The organism is Corynebacterium sp. sy017 (assembly GCF_017918135.1).
Lineage (GTDB): Bacteria > Actinomycetota > Actinomycetes > Mycobacteriales > Mycobacteriaceae > Corynebacterium.
On record NZ_RZUE01000002.1, the window covers coordinates 32027 to 56046 of the forward strand.

Annotated in this window: 23 protein-coding genes and 1 riboswitch; of the genes, 13 read left to right on the forward strand and 10 right to left on the reverse strand. The window is 47.8% G+C overall.

All coding sequences use genetic code 11. The features are described 5' to 3' along the window. The first annotated feature begins 115 nt into the window (after window positions 1–115). Window positions 116–1249 carry a TDT family transporter gene (locus EML15_RS03610; RefSeq protein ID WP_210415245.1) on the forward strand — a complete coding sequence of 378 codons (1134 nt, stop codon included), beginning with the start codon at window positions 116–118 and terminating at the stop codon, window positions 1247–1249. A 44-nt stretch (window positions 1250–1293) separates the two neighbouring features. On the opposite strand, the gene EML15_RS03615 is transcribed toward EML15_RS03610, so the two are convergent. The 6 genes from EML15_RS03615 to EML15_RS03640 all read right to left on the reverse strand — a co-directional run bounded on the left by EML15_RS03615 (window position 1294) and on the right by EML15_RS03640 (window position 7045). Beyond that, window positions 1294–2100, reverse strand: a complete 807-nt coding sequence (locus EML15_RS03615; protein ID WP_144273516.1) for an ABC transporter ATP-binding protein — start codon at window positions 2098–2100, stop codon at window positions 1294–1296. Between the two features lie 18 nt (window positions 2101–2118). Beyond that, complete coding sequence (locus EML15_RS03620; RefSeq protein ID WP_185967165.1) at window positions 2119–2838, reverse strand: CbiQ family ECF transporter T component; 720 nt, start codon at window positions 2836–2838, stop codon at window positions 2119–2121. A gap of 5 nt (window positions 2839–2843) precedes the next feature. Continuing rightward, window positions 2844–3176: an energy-coupling factor ABC transporter substrate-binding protein gene (locus EML15_RS03625; RefSeq protein ID WP_144273518.1), complete on the reverse strand. Its 333-nt coding sequence runs from the start codon at window positions 3174–3176 to the stop codon at window positions 2844–2846. Continuing rightward, window positions 3176–3886 (reverse strand): energy-coupling factor ABC transporter permease, encoded by a 711-nt coding sequence (locus EML15_RS03630; RefSeq protein ID WP_144273519.1) that lies wholly within the window; start codon window positions 3884–3886, stop codon window positions 3176–3178. Before EML15_RS03630 ends, EML15_RS03625 begins: the two co-directional genes overlap by 1 nt. A gap of 41 nt (window positions 3887–3927) precedes the next feature. Beyond that, a riboswitch (cobalamin riboswitch) is annotated at window positions 3928–4158 on the reverse strand. A gap of 60 nt (window positions 4159–4218) precedes the next feature. Continuing rightward, window positions 4219–5715, reverse strand: a complete 1497-nt coding sequence (locus tag EML15_RS03635) for a DUF1846 domain-containing protein (RefSeq protein WP_255455978.1) — start codon at window positions 5713–5715, stop codon at window positions 4219–4221. Between the two features lie 94 nt (window positions 5716–5809). Then, window positions 5810–7045: a dicarboxylate/amino acid:cation symporter gene (locus EML15_RS03640; protein WP_144273520.1), complete on the reverse strand. Its 1236-nt coding sequence runs from the start codon at window positions 7043–7045 to the stop codon at window positions 5810–5812. A gap of 121 nt (window positions 7046–7166) precedes the next feature. Between EML15_RS03640 and EML15_RS03645 the strand changes: the two genes are divergently transcribed. The 10 genes from EML15_RS03645 (at window position 7167) to EML15_RS03690 (ending at window position 16710) form a co-directional block, all read left to right on the forward strand. Next, window positions 7167–7694, forward strand: a complete 528-nt coding sequence (locus EML15_RS03645) for an SdpI family protein (RefSeq protein ID WP_144273521.1) — start codon at window positions 7167–7169, stop codon at window positions 7692–7694. A gap of 255 nt (window positions 7695–7949) precedes the next feature. After that, entirely contained in the window at window positions 7950–9545 is a 1596-nt protein-coding gene (locus EML15_RS03650) for an anthranilate synthase component 1 (protein WP_144273522.1), read from the forward strand. Then, complete coding sequence (locus EML15_RS03655; RefSeq protein ID WP_144273523.1) at window positions 9538–10215, forward strand: gamma-glutamyl-gamma-aminobutyrate hydrolase family protein; 678 nt, start codon at window positions 9538–9540, stop codon at window positions 10213–10215. The genes EML15_RS03650 and EML15_RS03655 overlap by 8 nt, the downstream gene beginning before the upstream one ends. 18 nt (window positions 10216–10233) lie before the next feature. Next, complete coding sequence (gene trpD, locus EML15_RS03660; protein ID WP_144273524.1) at window positions 10234–11274, forward strand: anthranilate phosphoribosyltransferase; 1041 nt, start codon at window positions 10234–10236, stop codon at window positions 11272–11274. Continuing rightward, window positions 11267–12721, forward strand: coding sequence for a bifunctional indole-3-glycerol-phosphate synthase TrpC/phosphoribosylanthranilate isomerase TrpF (gene trpCF / locus EML15_RS03665; protein WP_185967166.1), 1455 nt, complete (start codon window positions 11267–11269; stop codon window positions 12719–12721). Before trpD ends, trpCF begins: the two co-directional genes overlap by 8 nt. A 5-nt stretch (window positions 12722–12726) precedes the next feature. Beyond that, entirely contained in the window at window positions 12727–13965 is a 1239-nt protein-coding gene (trpB, locus tag EML15_RS03670) for a tryptophan synthase subunit beta (RefSeq protein WP_144273526.1), read from the forward strand. Continuing rightward, a complete protein-coding gene (trpA, locus tag EML15_RS03675; protein WP_144273527.1) occupies window positions 13962–14807 on the forward strand; it encodes a tryptophan synthase subunit alpha in 846 nt (281 codons plus the stop codon). The genes trpB and trpA overlap by 4 nt, the downstream gene beginning before the upstream one ends. Before the next feature lie 103 nt (window positions 14808–14910). Continuing rightward, on the forward strand, window positions 14911–15315 hold the full coding sequence (locus tag EML15_RS03680; protein ID WP_144273528.1) for a Rieske (2Fe-2S) protein: 405 nt from the start codon (window positions 14911–14913) through the stop codon (window positions 15313–15315). 47 nt (window positions 15316–15362) lie between these two features. Then, window positions 15363–16322 (forward strand): bile acid:sodium symporter family protein, encoded by a 960-nt coding sequence (locus EML15_RS03685; protein WP_144274088.1) that lies wholly within the window; start codon window positions 15363–15365, stop codon window positions 16320–16322. Between the two features lie 70 nt (window positions 16323–16392). Further along, window positions 16393–16710 carry a hypothetical protein gene (locus EML15_RS03690; protein WP_144273529.1) on the forward strand — a complete coding sequence of 106 codons (318 nt, stop codon included), beginning with the start codon at window positions 16393–16395 and terminating at the stop codon, window positions 16708–16710. Here the strand turns inward: EML15_RS03690 and EML15_RS03695 are convergent. The 4 genes from EML15_RS03695 to EML15_RS03710 are packed head-to-tail and all read right to left on the reverse strand — an operon-like array spanning window position 16707 to window position 19867. Then, window positions 16707–17078, reverse strand: coding sequence for an AzlD domain-containing protein (locus EML15_RS03695; RefSeq protein WP_144273530.1), 372 nt, complete (start codon window positions 17076–17078; stop codon window positions 16707–16709). The genes EML15_RS03690 and EML15_RS03695 overlap by 4 nt on opposite strands. Continuing rightward, window positions 17071–17829 carry an AzlC family ABC transporter permease gene (locus tag EML15_RS03700; protein ID WP_144273531.1) on the reverse strand — a complete coding sequence of 253 codons (759 nt, stop codon included), beginning with the start codon at window positions 17827–17829 and terminating at the stop codon, window positions 17071–17073. Before EML15_RS03700 ends, EML15_RS03695 begins: the two co-directional genes overlap by 8 nt. Beyond that, window positions 17829–18434, reverse strand: coding sequence for a YqgE/AlgH family protein (locus tag EML15_RS03705; protein ID WP_144274090.1), 606 nt, complete (start codon window positions 18432–18434; stop codon window positions 17829–17831). The genes EML15_RS03700 and EML15_RS03705 overlap by 1 nt, the downstream gene beginning before the upstream one ends. After that, window positions 18434–19867: a CCA tRNA nucleotidyltransferase gene (locus tag EML15_RS03710; protein ID WP_246847017.1), complete on the reverse strand. Its 1434-nt coding sequence runs from the start codon at window positions 19865–19867 to the stop codon at window positions 18434–18436. Before EML15_RS03710 ends, EML15_RS03705 begins: the two co-directional genes overlap by 1 nt. A 195-nt stretch (window positions 19868–20062) precedes the next feature. Here EML15_RS03710 and EML15_RS03715 point away from each other — a divergent pair, with 195 nt between their 5' ends. Together EML15_RS03715 and EML15_RS03720 are read left to right on the forward strand one after the other, a co-directional pair. Then, a complete protein-coding gene (locus tag EML15_RS03715) occupies window positions 20063–21094 on the forward strand; it encodes an NUDIX hydrolase (RefSeq protein WP_144273533.1) in 1032 nt (343 codons plus the stop codon). Beyond that, window positions 21091–23931 carry a hypothetical protein gene (locus EML15_RS03720; RefSeq protein ID WP_144273534.1) on the forward strand — a complete coding sequence of 947 codons (2841 nt, stop codon included), beginning with the start codon at window positions 21091–21093 and terminating at the stop codon, window positions 23929–23931. The genes EML15_RS03715 and EML15_RS03720 overlap by 4 nt, the downstream gene beginning before the upstream one ends. The last annotated feature ends 89 nt before the right edge of the window (window positions 23932–24020 follow it).

Here is a 24020-nt window from a genome sequence, read left to right on the forward strand (position 1 = left end):
TTAGGGATGTGCAGGGCATATAATAATTTTTATGATTACAGATTGGACTCGATATACCTCAATATAGCTACACCATAAGCTACACCTATGCAGCAGATAAGGAGTGCTTCCGGTCATGGCAACAGCTCAGCCCACTTCTAAAAAAGTATTTCGCCAAGTAGAACACAAGAGAATGCTCTTTGCGCATATCGTACCCAATTGGTACGCAAGCGTCATGGGAACGGGAATCGTCGCTAATGCTGCGGCAACATTACCGCTACAATTTCCTGGGTTACATACTTTTGGCTTTATTATGTGGCTACTCGCAGTATTGATTTTCCTTGCTGTGACTATTGCTACAACTCTGCACTGGTTTATGTTCCACGAACGTGCCTCAGCACACCACACGCATCCTGTGTTCCAACATTTCTATGGTGCGCTACCGATGGCGATTTTGACTATCGGAGCTGGTTTTCTTATTTACGGCAAAGAGATTTTTGGAATAACTATTGCTTCTCATATCTCCATCGCACTGTGGAGCATTGGTACCATTCTTGGCTTAGCCACTGCCATTATCGTCCCTTATTTCTGGTTTAATCGCACTGCTTCTGCCCAACAAGCAGGAATTGAGGGAGCTTTTGGTGGTTGGCTGATGTCTATTGTGCCCCCTATGGTTTCTGCTGCACTCGGTCCTGCGCTTATTCCATACCTGCCACAAGGTCAGTGGCAAGAAACACTCCTATGGTGTTGCTATGGAATGTTCGGTATTTCGTTAATGACTGCCGTGCCTATCATTGTGCTCCTCATTGCTAAATTGGGACTCCACGGTCCAGGCCCAGTGGGAATGGTTCCCACCCTATTCATCGTGCTTGGCCCGTTGGGGCAATCTGTTACCGCCGTCGGTAATATGGCGGAAAAATCGACAATTGTAGTAGATGAATCTACCGCAGAGATTTTGCAAATTTTTGGGCAAATATACGGTATGGCAGTGCTCGGTTTTGCGTTGCTCTGGACAGCAATCGCTGTGCTTATCACCTTCCATGCCGCACGCAATGGCATGAATTTCTCCCTTACTTGGTGGTCTTTTACCTTCCCAGTTGGTACGTGTGTCACCGGCTTTAGTGTTATGTCACGCCATATAGACATCGCCGTGCTCGATTTTTGGGCAGTGGTCTACTATGGCCTTCTTGTAGTGGCGTGGTTTATTGTTGCAGCACGCACCTTCCATGCGTCGATAATTACCGGTGCGCTATTGCTACCACCAAAGTAATATGCGTTTTACCGCTATGGCTAGGCAACTGGATGAAACTATGTCTAGCCTTGTGTTTTCTCAACTAAATCAGCTACCCGACGAATATCCCGCCCCAAAATTTCACTTACTCGCAATGCCCAGGGGACGGTGAGCCCAGCATGAGTGAGCAAATTTTGGTCAGCGAGAATTGTCCGAGTTTCTCCCATGCGCAACGTAGCATCCGTCAAAATGGCAACACGATCGGCAATTTCATAAGCAAAATCGACGTTGTGTGTTGCAAAAATAATCGTCGTGCCGGCTTGTGCTAGCTCATCTATGAACCCACGCACTGCCTCTTGGCCTTCCGGGTCTAAGCCAGCAGTTGGCTCGTCTAACACTAATACTGCTGGTTGCATTGCTAAAGCCCCAGCGAGACTGACTCGTTTCCGCTGCCCAAAAGATAAATGGTGTGGTACGTGGTTGGCATATTCGACAAGTCCTGTACGTATCAAGGCAGATTCAACTCGCTGTGCTACCTCTTCCTCAGATAAACCCAAGTTAATAGGACCATAAGACACATCAGCGCTAACTGTTGTGGAAAAAATTTGTTCATCAGGTTCTTGGAGTACAAGCTGAATGGCTCGACGTACTCTATCGCGTCCTGCACGGTGATAACTATATGGTTGCTCGTTAAGAAATACTGTCCCGGAATCTGGTTTCCATGCCCCCGCGATAATACGGAATAATGTGGATTTACCTGCACCATTGCGTCCGAGCAACGCAATAACTTCACCCGGGTGTGCCCAAAAATTTATCGCGCGCAATACTTCGGTGTGTTCGTGGCTAAACGACACATTATCAATCCGAATAATCGGCGGGTTTTCTGGCATATTTTTGTCCTATCGCGCTCATATACTTGCAGCAATAATAAAACCAAAAAGCACACTAATGGCAATAATGCGCATCACATTTGCCTGACGTCGGGGCAGCATGACCTGCATTGCCGTTGGATCGGCGCGCAACTCCAAACCTGCGCCAAGATTGCGTGCCTTTGTAAAAGAAATCACAAAGAGCGAAGCTGCTTGAGCGGCCGCCGACTGCACCATACGCCGCTTATTACTATGCCCTAAGCGTAGCGCTTGAGCTTGCCACATTGACTGCGCCGTGGTCAGCATAATACTAATCATGCGATACATGAGCATAATGACATAGCACAAGGTCTGTGGCAGCCCTATTCTACCCAGCCAAGCAATCACTTCCGCTAGGGGAGTGGTCAAGCTAAAGAGCACCATCGCCGCAGAAGCAATCACACTTCGACAAAGCAAGAGTGCTGCACGCTGTGGACCTGCGTCGATAAGCTCAATGCCATGCAGGCTCAAGCGAAATATCAGCGGCAAAACACCCAACGCGATAAAAAAACTCAACGCACTCATAGTGGCACAGAACAGGCTCAGTGGCACCTGCGTTCTCAGTACCAATAGTCCCAGGCAGAGCGCACATAGCGGCAATGTCGGCAGCGGTGCAAGCCCAATACTTAGCACAACAAACCCAAAGAATAAAAAGGCTTTTTCCCCAACACTACGCTTTGCCCAGGGATTACGTACAGCTGCTTTTTCTAGTGGATTCACAATATCTATGTGTCTTTATGCACTTTCGACGCACTACCTGCGCGTTCTTTAGCGCGCCCCCGATACACACCGAGTGTGTATCCCACCACGCCTGCGCCTAAGGCTGCTTGGAGTGCAAATAAGCCGGACTCTACTTCACCGGGTAGCTCACCAATAATCGACTGGAACCACGGCTGATAATCAGGAGAATACTGCGTGATAATTTCTTCTGCACCATCATCAGTACCGCCAAAGGCTTCTTCACCAGCAGAATTAGTGGAATGAATCATAAAGGGCAAAACAGCAATAACAATAATAAGCGCGATAAGCCCCAAAGATACCCATGTTGATTTTTTCATTATGCTGACACCTCTTGGTTAGGAGTAGGCTGCGCTGTCTCCTCTATGCTCTCTGATGATGTCATAACACCCAGACGGATCAGCTCAGCAGCAGCGATACTCTTTAGTGCTCGGATAATCAGTACCGTAACAATAGCTTCAATAAGCGCCAATGGCAGCTGCGTGGGAGCATAGAGTGCCAAAAAGGAACCTAATGCTGAGAAGAAATTGCCACCATGATGCGCCAATGCAAGTTGGGTAGCAGTGACCATGTAGGTAGAAATATCGGCGAAAAATGCGGCACCGAAAATAGCTACTTCTATCCCGATCTTTGCTTTTCTCAGTGCCGACCAGCACGCATAGCCCACCCACGGACCAACTATTGCCATGGAGGTCACATTGGCACCCAAAGTAGTAATGCCACCGTGAGCTAGTAATAATGCCTGAAATAGCAGCACTATTGTTCCAATAAATGCCATGACTGGGGGCTTGAATAATACTGCCCCCAGTCCAGTGCCAGTGGGGTGAGAGGAAGAACCTGTAACAGAGGGGATTTTTAATGCACTCAGGACAAAACTGAAAGCACCAGCGGCTCCTAAGAGCAATCCTGTTTCTGGTTGTTCTTTTACTTGTTTATGCACACAATAAGCACCATAGGCAACAAAAGGTGTGGCTACCGCCGTCCACCCTATTGCGTGTGAGATTGGCAAGAATCCTTCTGCAATATGCATATGCTCCAACTTTCGATCGGCACCCGAGTCCTCGCAGGTGATAACGCTATATGTGCCATAGTCGGTCTCCTGGCTTTAAGGCGATAACGCGTGAGCCTTCCCATTGCATACGCAACAGTGGCTGGCTAATACCGTGACGCGTTATGTCGCAAGTATTCAATGCTTATTGATACTTATGCCTCATACAGTGGCGAGGTCCGCTGTCGGATTCGCACCGACATTCCCGTTCACTACGACGACATCAACTATAAACCATAGTCACGCTCTTATGCACCACCGGTGTGCTGTAGGCTCGATCAGGAAAGTGATGAGAACAAGACAAAGGTACAAGCTCAGTGCTTTTGATAGAGTGATTTTCCTTGATACTGAGCATCACTGGTCACCCATACTCCCAGATTGCGGAAAATACCTTCATCGACTGAGCCAAGGATGGTCGTCGTATGCACATCAACACCGCGAAGATTCTTAAGTTGCTCCAGTGCAGCTCGAGCATGAGGATCACTAGAAGCAGACACTGATAACGCAATGAGCACCTCATCGGTGTGCAAACGCGGATTCACACTACCCAAATGCTTTGTTTTGAGATTCTGAATTGGCTCAATGGCAGCAGGAGAAAGCAAGTGCTGCTCATCAGGTATGCCGGCTAGATATTTCAATGAATTGAGTAACATAGCAGCGCAACATCCTAGTAGGGCAGAGGTGCGCCCTGTGATAATCGTTCCGTCGGCAAGTATGGCTGCACACGCTGGTTCCTGTGTTTGCGCTGCCCGTTCACGTGCGATAGTAATAATCCGCCGCTGTTCTATACCAATATCTGCTTTTGCCATTATTTGCGCGGCACGCTCGGAGATCGCACTGCTATGCCCATAGCGCACCTCATCGACGCGTGCTTTTGCATAACGACGAATAATTTCTTGCTGGCTCGCCTGCCTGCATACTTGATCATCGGTAATGCAAAAACCAGCCATATTGACTCCCATATCAGTAGGGGATTGATAAGGTGTTTTGCCGGTTAAGCGCTTAAGTAGTGACTTGAGCAGGGGAAATGCCTCAACATCGCGATTATAATTCACACTCGACGTACCATAGGCGCTCAGATGAAAATGGTCAATGACATTAGCGTCAGCCAAATCCACTGTTGCTGCCTCATAAGCCAGGTTGACTGGATGTTCAAGGGGGAGATTCCATATTGGAAAAGTCTCAAACTTGGCATAACCAGCGTTTATGCCACGACGATGTTCATGGTAAATCTGGCTCAAGCAGGTTGCTAATTTTCCTGAACCTGGACCTGGTGCAGTAACCACCACAAGATCACGTGTGGTGTGGGCATATTCATTGCGTCCCAAGCCTTCTTCCGACACAATATGCTCGATATTCGAGGGGTAGCCTTCAATAACACGATGACGTGCAACTTTTACTCCAAGGCGGATGAGCCTTTCCCGAAATTGCGCTGCTTTGTGGTTATCCTCTTCCATTTGGGTCAGCACGACATTTTCGACCAAAAATCCACGCTCGCGGAATACATCAATGAGACGCAGCACATCATCTTCATAGCTAATATCGAGGTCAGCGCGCATTTTATTGCGCTGCAAGTCTTTGGCATTGAGGCAGATGAGAATTTCCAGCTCGTCTTTAATGCGATCGAGCATGGCGATTTTATTGTCAGGGCTAAATCCCGGAAGCACCCGAGAGGCGTGCAGATCGTCGAAAAGTTTACCACCCATTTCCAGATAGAGTTTTCCGCCAATTTCTTCACGCCGTTGTTGGATATGCTGCGATTGCATTTCAATGTATTTATCGCGGTCAAACCCTATTTTATGTGCTTGCACTACTGTCCTCTCTCTACGCGTTTCATGTGAAACCACATAAAACACAAAAATCCCGCCACCAGTTTAGCAGCGGGAGAACAAGGCTTAAGCGTACTTAATCATCAGCACCAATAGCAACTGCCAGCCCTAAATCATCTTCATCAAGTAACTCGGTGCGCTGGATATTACCCTTAGCAAACTTATCGACGACCATCGCAATGGCACCATCACCAGTAACATTGCAGGCCGTGCCAAAGGAGTCAATCGCTATATAGGCAGCAATCATCAACGCAACTTGATCTTCACTGAAGCCAAGATTTGCCGACAGTAAGCCCACCGCTGCCATGATAGCGCCACCAGGAACACCAGGAGCTGCCACCATAGTCACACCAAGCATAAGGATAAAACCGATTGCAGTACCCAAACTCAGATCCATGTTGTCCATGAAGATAATCGCAAAAGAGAAAAGCGTAATTTTCATCATGGAACCCGAAAGATGAATGGTGGCGCACAGTGGAATAACGAAACCGGCTACTGAAGCATGGACATCATTCTTACGAGCTGCTTGATAGGTAACCGGAATTGTCGCTGCTGAAGAAGAAGTACCTAGAGCAGTGAAATACGCAGGAAGCATATTCTTCAATGAACGAAATGGATTCTTACCAGCAATAGCACCTGCAATAATGAATTGGATGAGTAACAGGATAAAACTCATCACGATTGCCAATACCAGCACCTTAGAAAAGGCAATAAGCGTTGTCTTGAGATTGCCATTCATGCCCAACGACAAAAACATTCCGAAAATATAGATAGGCAGTAGTGGCACAATGAATGAGGAAATAATTTTCATGACCACTCGTCGTAAGTCTGCAACACCACCATAGAGCGTATCTGACTTTACTGCCGTCATCGCTACACCTACGGCAAAGGCAAGAATGAGCGCTGTCATCACTTCCATAGGCGCTGGAATGTCAATGGAAATATATGAGCTAAGCGCGCCTTTTTCAATATCCGCCGCCTTTATCGACTTCTGCCCAGCCAAGAGTACCGGATACAAGGAAGTAGCCACTAGCCAGGACAATAAACCAGATACCACAGCAGATCCATAGGCAATTCCTGTAGTAATGGCCAGCCACTTACCAGCTCCTCGACCAAGACCAGCAATTGCTGGGGTAATCAATGCGAAAATAAGCACTGGGATAAAAAAGCCAAGGAAGTTACTAAACAGCCCATTAAAAGTAACAAAAACCCGTGCTAGGGGCACTGGGAAGAACAAACTGCACAAGGAACCAAGAATAATTGCGAGAATAATCCGAAATAATAGCGACGAGGATAACCGCTTAATGTCCATGTCAAACCCCTTAAAGGTGGGAATAATTAACTTTGCTGTTACTATACCGAACTTTCGACGGCAACCAAGCCTTTAATCATGAATTAGCAAGACGCAACCAGCCAGCGTTAAACTAAAACTCATGAATACCGGCATTATTATCGGCACTGCCCTCAGTCTATGCTCACTTTTTCTCCTCACCATCGGTGTCTTGTCCTGGTGCAATGCATTACGCGGCAATAAGATCATTGGTATTCGGGTCCCAGAGGTAAGAAAATCTGAAGAGCTTTGGAATGCTGCTCATCATGTCGCAGGACCCATATGGGTACTGGCATCAATCAGTCTTTCCTTTGGCGGACTCATGTCATTCAATGCCCACGGGTGGGGATGGCTTTTGCCGATAGCTTTTTGCCTAATCACATTGGTGCTCATTAGTCTTGGCGCTAATTTAGGTGCTCGGACAGCCGCAATTTTGGATCAACAGCAACAACAAAGCACTGATCAAGGGTGTGATTGTGGCGGCACCTGCAGCACAGAAACAAATGCAGAACCTGCTGCTACTCCCGAGGTAGATGTGACGGCTCTGCGTCGGGCAGCGCATACTGCAGATGCTGCTGATTCAGCTCATGCAGGTGCCGAACCTGCCGCTAAACCTGTTACAGAGGGCTGAGTTTTACCCCACCTGGGGTGAAACTTGCGAAAGAACCATGCTCACAGTAGGTTTACAAAGTATGGCTTTGGTAACTAATTCACGTACATGGTGGTGGCGCGCTTAACGGCGGGTCATGCCACAAGAATTATTACCTCATTTATTTTATGACCCGCACTGCCTGGCGCTGCGGGTCTTTTTGGATAAACCTTAAGTCCTTATAGCACCAAGCGCACTGGTCATACGCATTTGCTTGAGTATCTTTAAGGAGTAAGGATGGAGATATTCGTCGAGAAGCGCTCAGTCGCTTATCACGAAGATGTAGCTGGGCTATTTGCCGCCCTCGGGGGAGTAACTGCCACCGATAGCGTGTTGCTGGAGTCTAGTGATATTGATTCTAAGAAAAAAACACTCTGCATTGGCATTCTCGACGGAGCAGCTCGGGTTACCTGTGTGGGGCAGCAGGTATATGTCGAGCCATTAACCACAGCAGGCAAGCTCATTGCCCAGCGCGTAGCTGAACAATTAGCTGAGTATCTCGTCGAACAGCGTAAAGACCGCACTGTGGTTTTTGCTTTCCCACCAGCCGATGAGCTTGATGAGCGCAAGCGTTTGCAGGCTCCTAATCCCTCATGGGTACTGCGTGCTTTGCAATTGGAGGCCGGGTATCAAGGCGAGTTTTTGCCGTTTCTAGGCGGCGCCTTTGCTTCGGATTATATTGAGACTTTTGAGCACTTTGCTAGCGTGCCTCCGGGGTCTAATTCTTATCCGGATTATCAATTTTTATTAGCTCAGACCTATCTGCGCGTCGATCACCTCTCTGAGCAGGCTGTTATTGAGGCAATTGGCGTAGATAAGGAACAACTCCACGCTCATCTTGATCAATTAGCCCAGCTTATCGACGATTTCCATAGTGATTATGCGCCATTGGCACACACAGAGGAAAAGGCATACGCCTATGCAGAAACCACTGACGATGAATTCTGTGCGCAAGTGCTCAAGCTCCAAGAAAATATCCGCCAGGGTGATATCTACCAGGTTGTTCCAGCGCGCACTTTCCGCATGGACTGTCCTGATGCTTTTGCGGCGTATCGGACTTTGCGCGAGACAAGCCCCAGCCCATATATGTTTTATGTGCGTGGTCATGTCCCAGCTGAGTTTGGTGAGCACATTCTCGGCAGCACAACAGCCCAGGACTTTGAGCTCTTTGGTGCTTCTCCAGAAACAAATCTGGCTTTTGATGCCCATACGCGCCAGGTTGAGCTTTATCCCGTTGCGGGTTCTATTCCCAGAGGCTTGAACCCCGATGGCACGGTTAATCACGAGCTGGATATTCGTGCTGAATTAGAGATGCGTAGTAATGCGAAAGAGATTGCTGAGCATATTATGCTTATCGACCTGGCCCGTAATGATTTAGCTCGCATTGCCCAGCCCGCTACTCGTAAGGTCGCTGAGTTTATGAAGGTGGATCGTTATTCTCGCATTATGCATTTGGTGAGTAGGGTAGTGGCTACCTTAGATACGGATTTGGATGCCCTCGACGCTTATCGCGCCTGTATGAATATGGGTACTTTGACCGGCGCACCTAAATTGCGCGCAATTGAATTGATTAGGGAGGTAGAAGGTACTCGGCGCGGTTCCTATGGCGGTGCTGTAGGTTATCTTAGCGGCAATGGTTCGATGGATACCTGCATTGTTATCCGCTCTGCCTTTGTGCGCGGCGGTACCGCTTTTGTTCAAGCAGGCGCAGGTGTGGTTCGTGATTCTGTTCCTATTAAGGAAGCATACGAGTCTTATCACAAGGCTTATGCCACATTGTCAGCTATTGCCCAGGCACAAGGGAAAAAGATTGAGGTAATCACCCATGACTAAAGATATTCACGTTGTCCTTATCGATAATCGAGATTCTTTTATTTATAATCTCGTCGATACTTTCCTTGTTGGTGGCTACCGGTGCACAGTGTTCCGTAATAATGTCACCCCTGAGCAGGTTCTTGCAGCCAAACCTGACTTGATCTGTTTATCTCCTGGACCTGGGCACCCACGTGAAGCTGGCTCCATGATGAGCATTATCGAGCATGCTTTAGGCACGGTGCCCATACTAGGTATTTGTTTAGGGTTCCAGGCGCTACTGGATCATTTTGGTGGCACCGTGGAGATGTGTGGACCTGTTCATGGCGAAACAGACTATATGATTCTTAACCAGGCGGGAGAAGCCAGCGGCATTTTTTCTGGCTTAACTATTACTGAGCAACCAGGACAAACACATTCCGCACCTCGCGTTCCAGTAGCACGCTACCATTCTTTAGGCTGCACTCACGTCCCTCATGGCATGAGTGCCTTAGCGACGTGCCCCTCTGATATTGGTGAAGTAATTATGGCGGCGTGCACTGATAATTTTGTGCAGAACCAACAGGACTCCCAGGACTCTACCCGTGATCAGGCAGGAGCTATTGGATTGCAATTCCACCCTGAGTCCATATTGACCCCTCAAGGACCTATTATTTTGGATAGGTGTATTCAGAAATTATTGCAGCACTAGTTTAAGAAAAGAATTGTTATGACTAATCAAACCATGCTCAAGACGCTTCTTGACTATCTCGATAATCCTCAGCCCACCATCGCTCAGGCTCAAGCGGTATTCCAACCATTGACCCAAGGCGAATATGACGATATTCATATTGCAGCGTTACTCGCCACATTGCGTACTCGTGGTGAAACCTTTGCGGATATCGTCGGGGCAGCTCGTGCTTTTCTGGATGCAGCCCGACCTTTCCCCGTTTCAGGTGCGGGCATTATTGACACTGCTGGTACTGGTGGTGATGGTGCCAATACCATCAATATCACCACAGGCGCCTCGCTGGTTACTGCTGCAGCTGGGTGCAAGGTAGTAAAGTGCGGTAATCGTTCAGTGAGTTCACGTTCAGGCTCTGCCGATGTGCTGGAGGAGTTGGGCATTCGTCTCGACGCGGACTCTGATCAAGCACTCAAAGAGCTTGAGGACAGCAACTTCACCTTTCTCTTTGCTCCTGCATATCATCCCGCAGTTGCCCATGTCATGCCGGTGCGTCGCGCCCTAAAACTCCCGACGATTTTCAACACTCTTGGTCCTATTTTGTCACCTGTGCGTCCTGAGCTGCAGATTATGGGCATTGCCAAGCCAGCGATGGGGCAGCTTATTGCAGAGGTGTTCCGAGAGCTTGGACGCAAACGTGCGTTGGTTATTCATGGCAGCGGTACTGATGAAATTGCTCTTCATGGCACAACCCTTTTCTGGGAGTTACATGAAGATGGTGATATTACGCATTATGAACTCTCGCCACAGGATTTAGGGGTAGCTTCTCAACCACTCAGTGCACTTGTTGGTGGTGATGCTCAAGAGAATGCACGACTTATGCGTGCCAGCTTTTCCGGTTCGGGAGCCATTGCACATCGTGATGCTCTAGCAGTTAATGCCGGAGCGATGCTCTATCTTCACGATAAGGTCGATTCTTTAGCACAAGGAACTCACTACGCCCAGGAGCTCCTAGATTCCGGTGCAGTTGCCGAGTGGTTGGAGAGTCGTCAGAAATATAGCGTTAAGGATGGTCACCATGAGTAATTCTTTACCTACTGTGCTAGAGGATATTGTTTCTCATCGTCGTGAGCATCTTGCCGAAATACGAGCACGCATTGCTCATGTCGACGTGCAGGCATTAGAAAAATCCGATCGCAGTCTTTATGATAATCTTTGCGCTGGCGGCAGGGGAGCAGCGCATTTCATCATGGAGTGCAAATCCGCTTCCCCCTCTTTAGGGCTCATTCGTGCTGATTATCGCCCAGCAGAGATTGCCAGTATCTATTCCCGCTACGCCGCTGGCATATCAGTATTATGCGAACCAGAGCGTTTTGGTGGCGACTACGATCATCTTGCTGTAGTACGTGCAAGTACACATTTACCAGTGCTCTGCAAGGACTTCATTATTGATGAGGTGCAAGTATATGCTGCTCGCTATTTTGGCGCCGACGCAATTCTGCTCATGCTTTCCATTCTGGATGATGAAACCTACACCCGGTTAAGCACTTTAGCGACTCACCTCGGGCTGGATATTCTTACCGAAGTCATTGACGAACACGAGGTTTCACGTGGAACGGCATTGGGTGCACAGATTTTTGGCATTAATCACCGCAATTTGCACGACCTCAGCATTGACCTGACCCGTTCTGAGCGTCTCAGCGCACTCATTCCTGATAATGCCCTGATTGTTGCAGAATCTGGCATTCGTGACGTCCATACTGTGCGCAGTATTCGCTCTCATTCTCATGGCTTCTTAGTAGGCTCACATCTCACCGGTCAGGAAGATATTGATAGCGCAGCACGAGAACTCATCTATGGCAGCAATAAAGTATGTGGCCTACAAACCCCTGCAGCAGCCAGTGCAGCACGCGCTATGGGTGCAGTTTATGGCGGACTCATTTTCCACAAACCAAGCCCACGGAGCGTTTCACATGAAACGGCAAAAAAAATTGTCACTGGCGAACCCCACTTACGCTATGTCGCCATTACGACGCTCACCAATAACTTCACCGACTTCCTTAACCAAACACAGGAGCTCAAGCTGAGCGCACTCCAACTCCATGCACCTTATCAGGGCAGTCTCGAAGCAGAACTCAACCTTATCGACCAAGCGCGCACTGCAATACGCAGCAGTGGTGCACATATAGAGTTATGGCGTGCAGTTTCTATGACTCATGCAGAGCAACCAGAAGAACTTGCCCGCAACCTTATGGAAAACGTCGATAAGCTCGTCTTGGATGCTGGAAATGGAGGCACTGGCATGAGTTTTGATTGGTCACGTATTCCTCATGAAATAAAAACCAAGAGTTTGCTTGCTGGCGGCATAGGAACCAAGAACATCGAGGAAGCTCTTAGGGTAAATTGTCTTGGTGTAGACATTAACTCTGGAGTGGAATACCCACAGACAGCTCAGAAATGGGCAGGGCAGAAGGATTCCGCTCAGCTGAGAGAAATTTTCGCAAAAATTCGCAACTTCAACCCAAAGAAATAACAGAAATGACAGAAAAAACATTATTACCAGCATATTTTGGTGAGTTCGGCGGACAGTATGTCCCAGAATCACTCATTCCGGCGCTTGATCAATTAGAACAAGCCTTTGTCGATGCCATGAATGACGAAAGTTTCCTCACCGAACTACGCGGCTATTTCCGTGATTACCTCGGGCGCCCAACACCGCTTACCCTATGTTCTAATTTACCGCTACCAGGAAAAGGGAAGGGCTATGCACAGATTTTCCTCAAACGTGAGGATCTGGTGCATGGCGGTGCGCACAAGACCAACCAAGTAATTGGTCAAGCACTTCTGGCTAAGCGCATGGGCAAAAAACGCATTATCGCAGAAACCGGAGCTGGACAACACGGCACTGCAACTGCCTTAGCTTGTGCACTACTCGGACTAGAGTGTGTGATCTATATGGGTGCTACCGACGTGGCACGCCAACAACCAAATGTATATCGTATGCAATTGATGGGTGCACAGGTTGTTCCAGTCGATTCTGGTTCAGGCACACTCAAAGACGCTGTGAATGAGGCATTACGGGATTGGACTGCCACATTCCATGAGTCGCACTACTTACTTGGCACAGCGGCCGGCCCACACCCATTTCCCACCATTGTGCGAGAGTTCCACAGAGTAATTTCCACCGAAGCAAAACAACAAATGCTAGAGCAGACGGGTGGATTACCTGACGTTGTGGTTGCCTGTGTGGGTGGTGGATCCAATGCCATTGGTATTTTCGCCGACTTTATCGACGAAGAATCCGTGGAATTAGTTGGCGCAGAACCAGGAGGTGCTGGTCTAGCCAGCGGCAAGCATGGTGCAACCATTAACAATGGTCAAATGGGTATTCTGCATGGAGCAAAAAGCTATCTCATGCGCGATGAAGAAGGACAAGTGGAAGAGTCATATTCCATCTCTGCGGGATTGGACTATCCAGGTGTCGGACCACAACATGCTTATCTCGCTGCTACTGGACGTGCACAGTATGTTGCTGTCACTGATGAGCAGGCTCTCCAGGCCTTTCAACTTCTCTCGCTAAAAGAGGGGATTATCCCTGCTCTTGAGTCAAGTCACGCTCTCGCCTATGCCCTTGACCGTGCTGCTCAGGCAGAGGAAAAAGGCGAGCACATTAGCATTCTCGTTTCGTTATCGGGTCGTGGCGACAAAGATGTGGATCACATTCGTCGCACGCTTGAACAACGCCCCGAACTCAAACTCCAGGAGATCGCCCAATGACACACAATCGCTACGCCCAACTATTTGACACCCTATCCGCAAAAAACGAAGGTGCCTTTGTGCCATTTGTCATGCTTGGCGACCCTTCTCCTGCAGAATGTCTGGAGATCATCCGCACGCTTATCGACGCAGGAGCAGACGCTTTAGAACTCGGTGTCCCTTTTTCAGATCCAGTTGCCGACGGACCAACAATCCAAAAATCACACCTGCGAGCACTTGATAATCACGCAACGATCGACTCCGCCTTAGAACTGATTAAGGTTATTCGTTCAGAAAATCCACAGCTCCCCATTGGAATGCTCATTTATGGCAATGTTCCTTTTAGTCGTGGAATCGATGCCTTCTATCAAGAGTTTGCTCAAGCTGGTGCCGATAGTATTTTGCTGCCAGACATTCCAGTGAGAGAGGCTAATGAGTTCATTAAAGCTGCTGAAGTAGCTGGTATTGCACCTATTTTTATTGCTCCTGCTGCTGCAAGTGCACAAACTCTTGAAGGAGTGGCAAGACATTCTCGCGGATATATTTATGCCATTTCACGTGATGGAGTAACTGGTACTGAGCGTGAATCACAGACCACTGGTCTAAAGGAAGTAATTGATAATATCACTCGTTATGATGGAGCACCGGTATTGCTTGGGTTTGGTATCTCTACACCAACCCATGTAGCTGATGCTATTTCCGCGGGTGCCGCTGGAGCGATCACCGGTTCTGCGATTACTGCCATTATCGAATCACATACAACTGGTACTCATCCCAACCCGGCTCATATTACCGATATGCCAGCTCTCAAAAAAGAACTCCATGAGTTTGTTTCTGCTATGAAAGCAGCGACTCGTCACTGACAAAAGATTTTTAGCAATTTTCTGGCCAGCCCTGAGGTCATTAGAATTACGTCACAGTGATGTAATTGCTCACCCATAGGAACGACTGAGATATAATGGAATCATGTCTACTCACTCCCAAAAATCTGCCACAGTTTGTTCCCGTCGCTCTTTCTTACTTGGTACCGCAACCACTTTCGCTGGCGCTCTTGCTCTGAGTGGTTGCAGCCAGGGTAGTGGTGGCAGCGGCTCCGCATCGGTTTCTGTCCAAGATGTACCCGTCGGTAGTGCGATCATTGTTGATAAGTTCATCATCGCCCAGCCCACTAAAGGAGAGTACAAAGCCTATTCTGCGATATGCCCGCACGCTAATGGCATTATTACTATGGTCAACGGCAACACCGTGCGCTGCCCAAAGCATGGGTCAGAGTTCAATATCGCTGATGGCTCAGTAAGTAGCGGACCTTCTCGGGCACCACTTACCGCGGCTACACTCAAAAATGAAGGTGAAAAGCTCAGCGCCTCTTAGCTAAAAGTTTGCCTGACACCAGGGAAAATACCCTCTAGAATATGACCATGCTCCACTGGCTAGAAAAACTGGACCCACTGATTGTCATTATTCTTTCCGCGGTTCTTATCGCGATTATTTTCCCTGCTCAAGGCAGATTTGCTGAGCTATTTAGCTACGGTGTCAAGCTAAGTATTGCACTGTTGTTTTACCTCTATGGCGCGCGCTTATCCACCAGAGAAGCTCTCGACGGGCTGAAAAACTGGAAGCTACATCTTACAGTTCTCAGTTTTACTTTCGTCATTTTCCCGCTTATTGGCCTGGGACTACAACCACTAACACATCTTTTAGGGTCACAACTCTATCTTGGTATTCTTTATCTAACTCTGGTTCCATCCACGGTACAATCTTCTGTAGCATTCACTGGGATGGCCAAGGGCAATGTTGCAGGAGCTATTGTCGCAGCGTCTGTCTCTAATCTGGCTGGGGTTGTTTTGACACCATTATTGGTATTCCTATTAATGGGCAATTCCAATAATGGGGAATCCGTCAGTATAGACATTTCGGTATTCATGGACATATCGCTACAACTGCTAGTTCCGTTTATTCTAGGTCAACTCACTCGCCCCTGGGTCGCCCGTTTAGCAGCAAGCAAAGCAACGAAAATTGTGGATAGGGGATCCATAGCCATGGTTGTCTATTCGGCTTTTTCTGCAGGAATGGTGGAGCATATCTGGTCAGCAATAGCACCCTGGCAAATAATCACCCTCATCATATTCTCTGTTTTACTCGTAAGTTTTATGCTATTTCTAAGCAAAAAAATCAGTGCACTGCTTCGGTTCAACAGAAAAGATACCATTGCCATTAGTTTTTGCGGCTCAAAGAAATCACTAGCGTCTGGACTACCAATTGCCGCAATTATTTTCCCAAGCACTAATCTCAGCATTTTAATTCTGCCGTTGATGATTTTCCATCAAGTGCAGCTAATCATTTGTTCTTGGTTAGCCGGTCGCTATGCCCGTGAATAGGACATAAGTAACGCAGGGCAGTTTCACGTGAAACTGCCCTTAAAAAAATCATGCGTTAAACTAAAACTCTATGAGCAAATTACTTTATATACGCTTAACGATGACAATCCCACAAGTGGGCACCAGCACTCATATCGCACAGCTGCAAGAGCATATAGCAGGGCAACCATGTTCTTTGCTCAAAATTATTGAATTGGATCCTCACGGCAGAGTTCAGGGTGCCGCCAATGAAAGCACCACACGTAATCTTGCTGCACCGCCGGAAAGAACCGTGCCTCATCCTGAAAAGTATAAGAATTTTCCCGATATTAAGAGTAACTACCTGACAGAAAAGGACTTCTTTGCTTTATGGCAAGAAGTCCTAGAAAAATTCCCGGAATTAGGCTAAGCAAACACAATGTTCACTAGCAGCATATAACACACAACTCCGCCCACGATCGATAGCCCAGCATTCCTGCGCCACCAATGCAGGAGCAATGTAGCAAATAACGCTAATGCAGAAGCACCTATACCGCCTGGATTAGTTCGGGAACTATAGAGCGTATAGATAACGAGCACTGTCATAACACCCACAGGCATTGTTCGCGACAATAATGCCATAAAAGAGCTTCCCTTAAGAAAGCGAACAGCACTAAAGGGAAGTTGACGCAATAAAACGGTGACAATACCCACGGGCAACAGCACAGCCACAACTTTTTCTAAAGTTACCTCTGGCGGGAGCCCTGCTAGGGCAGTAGCAGTGAATTCGTTAATCATGCTTTGTATCCTTATCGCTACTCCCTAGTTGAATTTCTAATGCTTTATCCAATCTCGGTGAGAGATGCCGCAGCACTAGACTCAGAAAGTAAAGGGTCAGTGCGAGGACAAGTATTTTATCTGGAGCCAATACGATTACAGCCAAGGCAAGACAGCTGGCGATAATTATCAATGATAAATCTTTGTGAGCAGCAAAAGCCTCCCACGCTAAAACTGCGAAAAGGGCAGTGAGTGCAAAATCCATACCTTTAATGTCTGCAGGCAAAAACGCTCCGCACAAGGCACCGAAAATACCTGACACTACCCATAGCAATTGGCACCAAATGACAATAGTAAGTATCTGCCTACCAGAAAGCTGTTTTTCAGCTCGACGAGTTGCAGCTAGATCATGGGCTGAGACTATGGCATAGGACTCGTCAGTAAGTGCATAAGTCACATAACCTTTGGCGTATTTATTCTTGATCCGATGTCGTGGAAAAGTCAGTCCATAAAAAATATGGCGGAAATTCACCATAAAACCAGTCAAAGCAGCAGAAAGAGGACCAACACCCTGGGTTACTAATCCCACAGCAAGAAACTCCATAGAACCTGCATAGATAACGATGGAGAAGATAGGCGTCCACCACCAGTCAAAACCAGATTGTGTGAGAAAAAGACCAAAAGCAAGACCTAGCGGGATAAGCCCCAAACCCACTGCCCACGAAAGTTTAATGGCAGCGAGTATTTCTTTGCGCGTTTCATGTGAAACCATCAGTTATCGGTAATCTCTTCTGGATAGGTTGAAAACAATGGTAATGGCATTGGCTGCCGACGCATAATACTGCCCCATACATCAACAACACCGGCAGCCGTAACGTCGGAAGGCAGGGCAGGAGTAACATACCATTCGCCGCATTCGATTTCTTCCGCTAATTGACCAGGCGCCCACTCTGCATAACCAACAAACATACGCATTTCCTGAATGAGGTCATCAAGCTGCTGGGGTGAAGTATGCAGATCAATATGCACCAGTCGATTAGCTAAACGGGTTAAACAATCATGCTGCGCAATATCCACATCAGGCTTAGTCACACCAACACCAACAACAGCCTGTTGATTGATCGGACCACCAATGTAGAGAACTTTGGGTTTTGCTACCAGATCAATCCACTCAGGCAACACATTACCGATGGCAATGTCGCTACGAGCAACCAGGTTCACCCCAAAACTTCTCATCTCATTATGTTCCAAGAGCAAAATGACGCTACGGGCAAAGTCATCACTGGCAAGACCAGGGGAGGCCAGGAGCAACATCCCAGGCACAGGATCAATTTTTTCCATCGCGTTGAATAAGGAATCCGCAAATAACCGAGACATCATTTTCCTTCCTTCTGCGTATGCGCCCACCACTGCTGTAATCGGGTAATCGCTTCTTCTCTCGGCAATGGTCCACATTCAAGCCGCAATTCCTTGAGGAATGTCCATGCTTGTCCCACCTCTGGACCGGGCTGTAAGCCGAGGATTTCCATAATCTCATTCCCATCCAGATCAGGGCGCACTCGTGCAAGATCCTCCGCAGCAGCCAAGGCTTCAATGCGTTCTTCTAAGCGATCATAAGCACGAGCTAAACGATCTGCTTTTTTCTTATTACGCGTCGTGCAGTCAGAACGAACTAGCTTATGCAAACGTGGCAAAAGTTCCCCAGCATCTGCTACATAACGTCGTACCGCGGAATCAGTCCAATCAGAGTCGCTGAATCCATGAAAACGCATATGCAAATAAATCAGCTGGCTCACATCACTAATCATCTGCTTGGAGTATTTCAATGCGCGCATACGTCGTCGAGCCAACTTAGCACCCACCACCTCATGCTGGTGAAAGGACACATGACCCTGCTCATTAAAAGCACGCGTATCCGGCTTGCCAATATCATGCAGTAAAGCTGCCCACCGCAGCACCAAATCAGGCTCTTGCTCATGCCCAATCGCCTGCCGCAGCACCTTAAGAGAATGAGCATAAACATCCTTATGCTGTTGATGCTCATCCTGCTCTAATTGCAAAGCAGGAATCTCAGGGAAAATAATATCTGCGATATGCGTATCGACGATCAACCCAATGCCTTGCCACGGTGCTTGACCAAGCATCAACTTATCTAATTCCGCTCTAATCCGCTCAGCAGTAATGCGCGCAATATCCTGAGACATCTGCGCCATTGCCACCCGGACCCGCTCAGCAACCTCAAAGTTTAATTGAGCAGCAAAACGCGCCGCGCGCAACATTCGCAACGGATCATCATGAAAACTTTGCTCTGGGGTAGCAGGAGTATCCAAACGCGATGCCATGAGATCATCAAGCCCACCCATAGGGTCGTGGAATTGCATAGAACCATCGGGAAGGATCTCAATTGCCATTGCATTAACCCGAAAATCTCGACGAATGAGATCGTCTTCAAGCCGATCGCCAAAAAGCACCTCAGGATTACGACTATGCCCATCATAAGTATCAGAACGGAACGTCGTTATCTCTAGTTGCCGCTCATCTTTCTCTGCAGAGATTGTGCCATAAGCAATACCTGGCTCCCAGATAGCGTCGGCAAAGCCAGAAAGAATTTCCTTAATGGCTTGTGGGCGAGCATTAGTTGTGAAATCCAAATCATTGCTTAAGGTTCCCAACAAGGCATCACGAACACACCCACCAACCACATACAGCTGATAACCATGCTCATGGAATAGCTGAGCTAATGGTTGCAGCAGTGCCTTTTCCTGGTTGAGGGCTGCCTGTGCACGAGCTAAAACACCAGCTAACTGAATATCAATATGTTGTGGATTCACTCAGAACATCCTACCTGCTCTAGTCGGCTTTTCCATTGTTTCCACCACGCTAATGGACGAAAAACAGAATAGGGTAAATCGACTCTACGTCCATCGACTCGGTATGCTTAAATAATTCTAGTTAAAAGCGGTTCGTAGCACCGCTACCCCCTCCTAGCAGTTAGCATGACAGTAATGAACGATAATTCCCAGGCACAACCAGCGCAGACAGGTCGAACACCTGCAGCACAGCGCAGGCGTCGCCGTAGGCGTTCACATTCCCAAGCACACACACGTGCTCACAATAATAATCACAATAATAATGCTGCCCATGCTCGCGAGGATCAGGATAAACGCACCTCGAAGCAATCAGGGCAACAATCACAGCAGCAAGTTTCTCAGACAAAAGAGAAGAAAAAACAAAATAAAAACAATCAAGGTGCGCGCCGACGGGGCAACTCTCATGCAGAAAGCGCACAAACTCATTCCTCAGAAGCAAAGAAAAATACGCGTGCTGGGCAAAAACCACGGCAAACGGACAGTGGAACTGAGAATAATAAAGGCGCAAAACGTCGTCGTACCGCTCGCAATAGAAAAAATAATGCTGGTGCACCACATTCACGTGCTACACGTAATTCACGTGGTCGTAGGCGGAATCACAAGAATGGAACGAGTGGAAAGAATTTCCGCCAATCGCCAAAGCGTAGTAGCCACAACAGCACAATGGTGGTGCGTAATGAAACCTCAGCCGGCGGCTTGGTCATGTCAGGACTGGCAGAAGCAATACGCGAAGACGGAAGTATCGCACTCGATAGGGTATATGTTGCACTCATCGGTCGACTCGACCGCCGCGGACGAATTCTATGGTCCATGCCTAAAGGTCACGTAGAAGATGGTGAAGATATTGCCGCTACTGCCGAACGCGAGGTCTGGGAAGAAACTGGTATTCATGGCGAAGTATTTGCCGACCTAGGCACCATTGATTATTGGTTTGTCTCCGAAGGAGTTCGGATCCACAAAACAGTTCACCACCATTTATTACGCTATGTTGATGGTGACCTCAATGACGAAGACCCTGAAGTTACCGAAGTGGCATGGATACCTGCCTCACAGCTCATTGAGCATTTTGCCTATGCAGATGAACGCAAACTAGCTCGTATCGCCTACGAACTTTTACCTCAATACGCAAGGCAGGAGGCAAGCGAGGGGAGGAGCACACCACGATGAGAAAAAACCACACCACTCATCGCCTTGCCCGACACATATCTGCAACCATGCTCATATGTGCACTTGGTTCTAGCACAGCCATAGGACTAACTCCTATACCCAGGGCACAGGCAGAGGTTTTTCCACTATCACCGACTAACCCAGACGTAGCAAACCTGTGGGTTAATCCAGAACTACGAGTCGAAGATACCTCAATGAGTCTAGAGCTTCACGACGTCCCCTCAAAGACAATGCTCGGTGATTCCATAAAAATAGGCGTCACGATCACTAACCATAGCGATCATGCCATCAATACATCTGACTTGGTATTAAGCGTCTCCCATGCCGACGCAGAGCAAACATTAGCTGGCACACGCAAAGTGCTCGTAGGTGACCCTAGTTTTTTCCCTTATCAAGCACAAGAAAAAACAGTTGATTCCCTAGCAAATACAGTGATTCAACCAGGGAAATCAATAGAAATCTCGCTTCCGATTACCACAACTGGCGACGCAGAAAGCCTCAACCTACTCACCGCAGGTTTCTATCCTATCCTCATCAAACTCAGTGATGAAGAAGGAAAATACACCACAAGCAGATTCACCCTTTCCGTTTCTGAACCACCGCAAGCACCCACACCGCCAGCAGAAAATAAAGAACCGGAAACAAAACAGACAGCCACACAGCCAGAACACACCCCTGCACAGCTCAGTATTATTTATCCCATCACCACCAACATCGATATTCTTCCTGGTGAAACTGGGGATGCACCCAAAAAAGCTCCCCTTATTTTGCGCAATGAAAACTTAATTGAACAGCTCAAAGAACAGGGTCGCGTCGATAAGCTGCTTGATGTCTATGAACAAGCAATAGCAGCACATCCGCAATTAGCTCATGCCAGTTGTGTGGCACTCGACCCACAGCTAGTGGATACACTCAGCAGAATGCAAGAGGGATACCAGGTAGCTGATACACGTCCAAGTGTCGTATCGAAGAAGCAACGCTTACGCGACTCCTGGGGACTCGATACCCAAGAACTCACCCTTGCAGAAGGCAAAGGCGCAGCAGAAGCAAAAAAAACTGTAGCACGCCTAAAAGAACTAGCGAAAAACTCATGCACCATCGCATTACCCTGGGCAAATACCGATCTCAATGCTGTTGCTGCAACGAATAATTCTTGGCTTATGCGTGAAGCAACTCTACAAGGAAAACGCACCTTAGAAAAGGTACTTGACGCACATCCTCTCGATGTCCTTATCGCGCCTAGCGGCTACATCGAAGAAGAAACAGCGCATAACCTCGGCTTTGCAGATAGCAGTGCGCTCAATAATGAACTCGAACACAGTGCTGACCTTGCTGAAGAATGGGATACTCAACAAAAAAATACTGCACCACAAAATCCGGATCGCAATAACTCTAGCTCCAGTTCTCTCGAAGAAACTAGACGCAGCAGCGTCGAAAGTGCTACTCACCCCACACCGGCACAACCAGTGCGGGTAGTAGTGGCAGATAACTCCTTGTGGCAAGTCCCACAAGTAGATCAGTTCAGCTACTTAGCGCCACAAATATATGCCATTAGCTTTGATAGTTCCCTAGCAGCATCACTGGCAACAATGGGCGATAATCCACAGATGATCGGCTATGGCAACACTGCTACACGCATTGATCCTTACCGTGACTCCCTAGCAGCACGCAATGCCACAGCAGATGCAGCACTACGACAAAGCATTGCAACTGCCACCAAGCCAGTGCTTGCCATGCTGCCGACGTCGATAAGCGATCCCAGTCAGTTGCTCGATACCGCAGCACAGCTCTTAGCAGAAAATGAGGCACAAGCACTAGCGGTGGAAAGCTATATGCAGCTCGACGACGCCAAACGAGAACAATTAGAACAACTCAAAGAACAACAGGATAGCCAAAATGACAGTGAGCATTATGGCTCGCCTTTCGACGACCCGACTGTGCTATCCGAAACCGAAATTATGCGCGCCAAGCAGCAGGCAGATTATATCGATGACCTCACTTCATTGATGATCAACGATAAAAAATTAGCCCTGTCTCCCTATAATTTCACCGCACCCCTACGCCGAGATATTTTACGCGCACTCACTCATTCTGGGCGCGATACTATCCGCAGCTTTGATGAGAGCGTGAACAGGGCATATGCCATTCTTGACGCGAATCGAGATACCTTAACTCAATTACGTAATTCGGTTGGGTTATTGCCACCGGGCAATGTATATACTCGGATCAGTGATTCTTCTCCTATTTTGATCGTGGCTCAAAATGGCTTGCCATTGCCGGTAAATGCAAATATCCAATATAACGGTCCTGCTGGAACTAGCGTTGATGTGCCAGATTCTTTGATTATTCCAGCAAAAGGGTCTATTACAGTGTCGATGACTGCTGAATTGGCCACTGACAATAAGCGCACTGATTTGTCCTTATGGTTGGCGACACCGCAGAATGCTGCCATTAGTCCACCAGTTACTATTGGGGTGCAAACGCGTTCTGGAATTTTTGGTTCTTCCATGCTCACGATCATTATGGTTTTTGGTCTGACCGCATTATTGCTGGGTAGGGTAGTGTTGCGCCGTAGAAAAGTGCACCACACTGATGGTTCACGTTCGCAATCGCGGCAACAATCTGGTCGAGTTGCGTGGAATCTCCAAGAGATAAAGACCATGCGAGTTCGGAAGAAAAGTACGCAGATACGTAATCGTATGAAGTCGAGGATTCATAACCGGGCTCAAGACAGTTATAGTGTTAGAACTCGTCGTAGCAGGCATTCCGACAAATCTGAGCATAATGGCGAGCATAATGCCAACGACACCACTCGTAACACTGATGGTGGTAGTTAAGTAGTTCAGCCTGATATGTCCTTATATATTCTTCTATATTCTTCATATTTGGCACTGGATAATGTATAGATAATAGATTGCGAGACTCA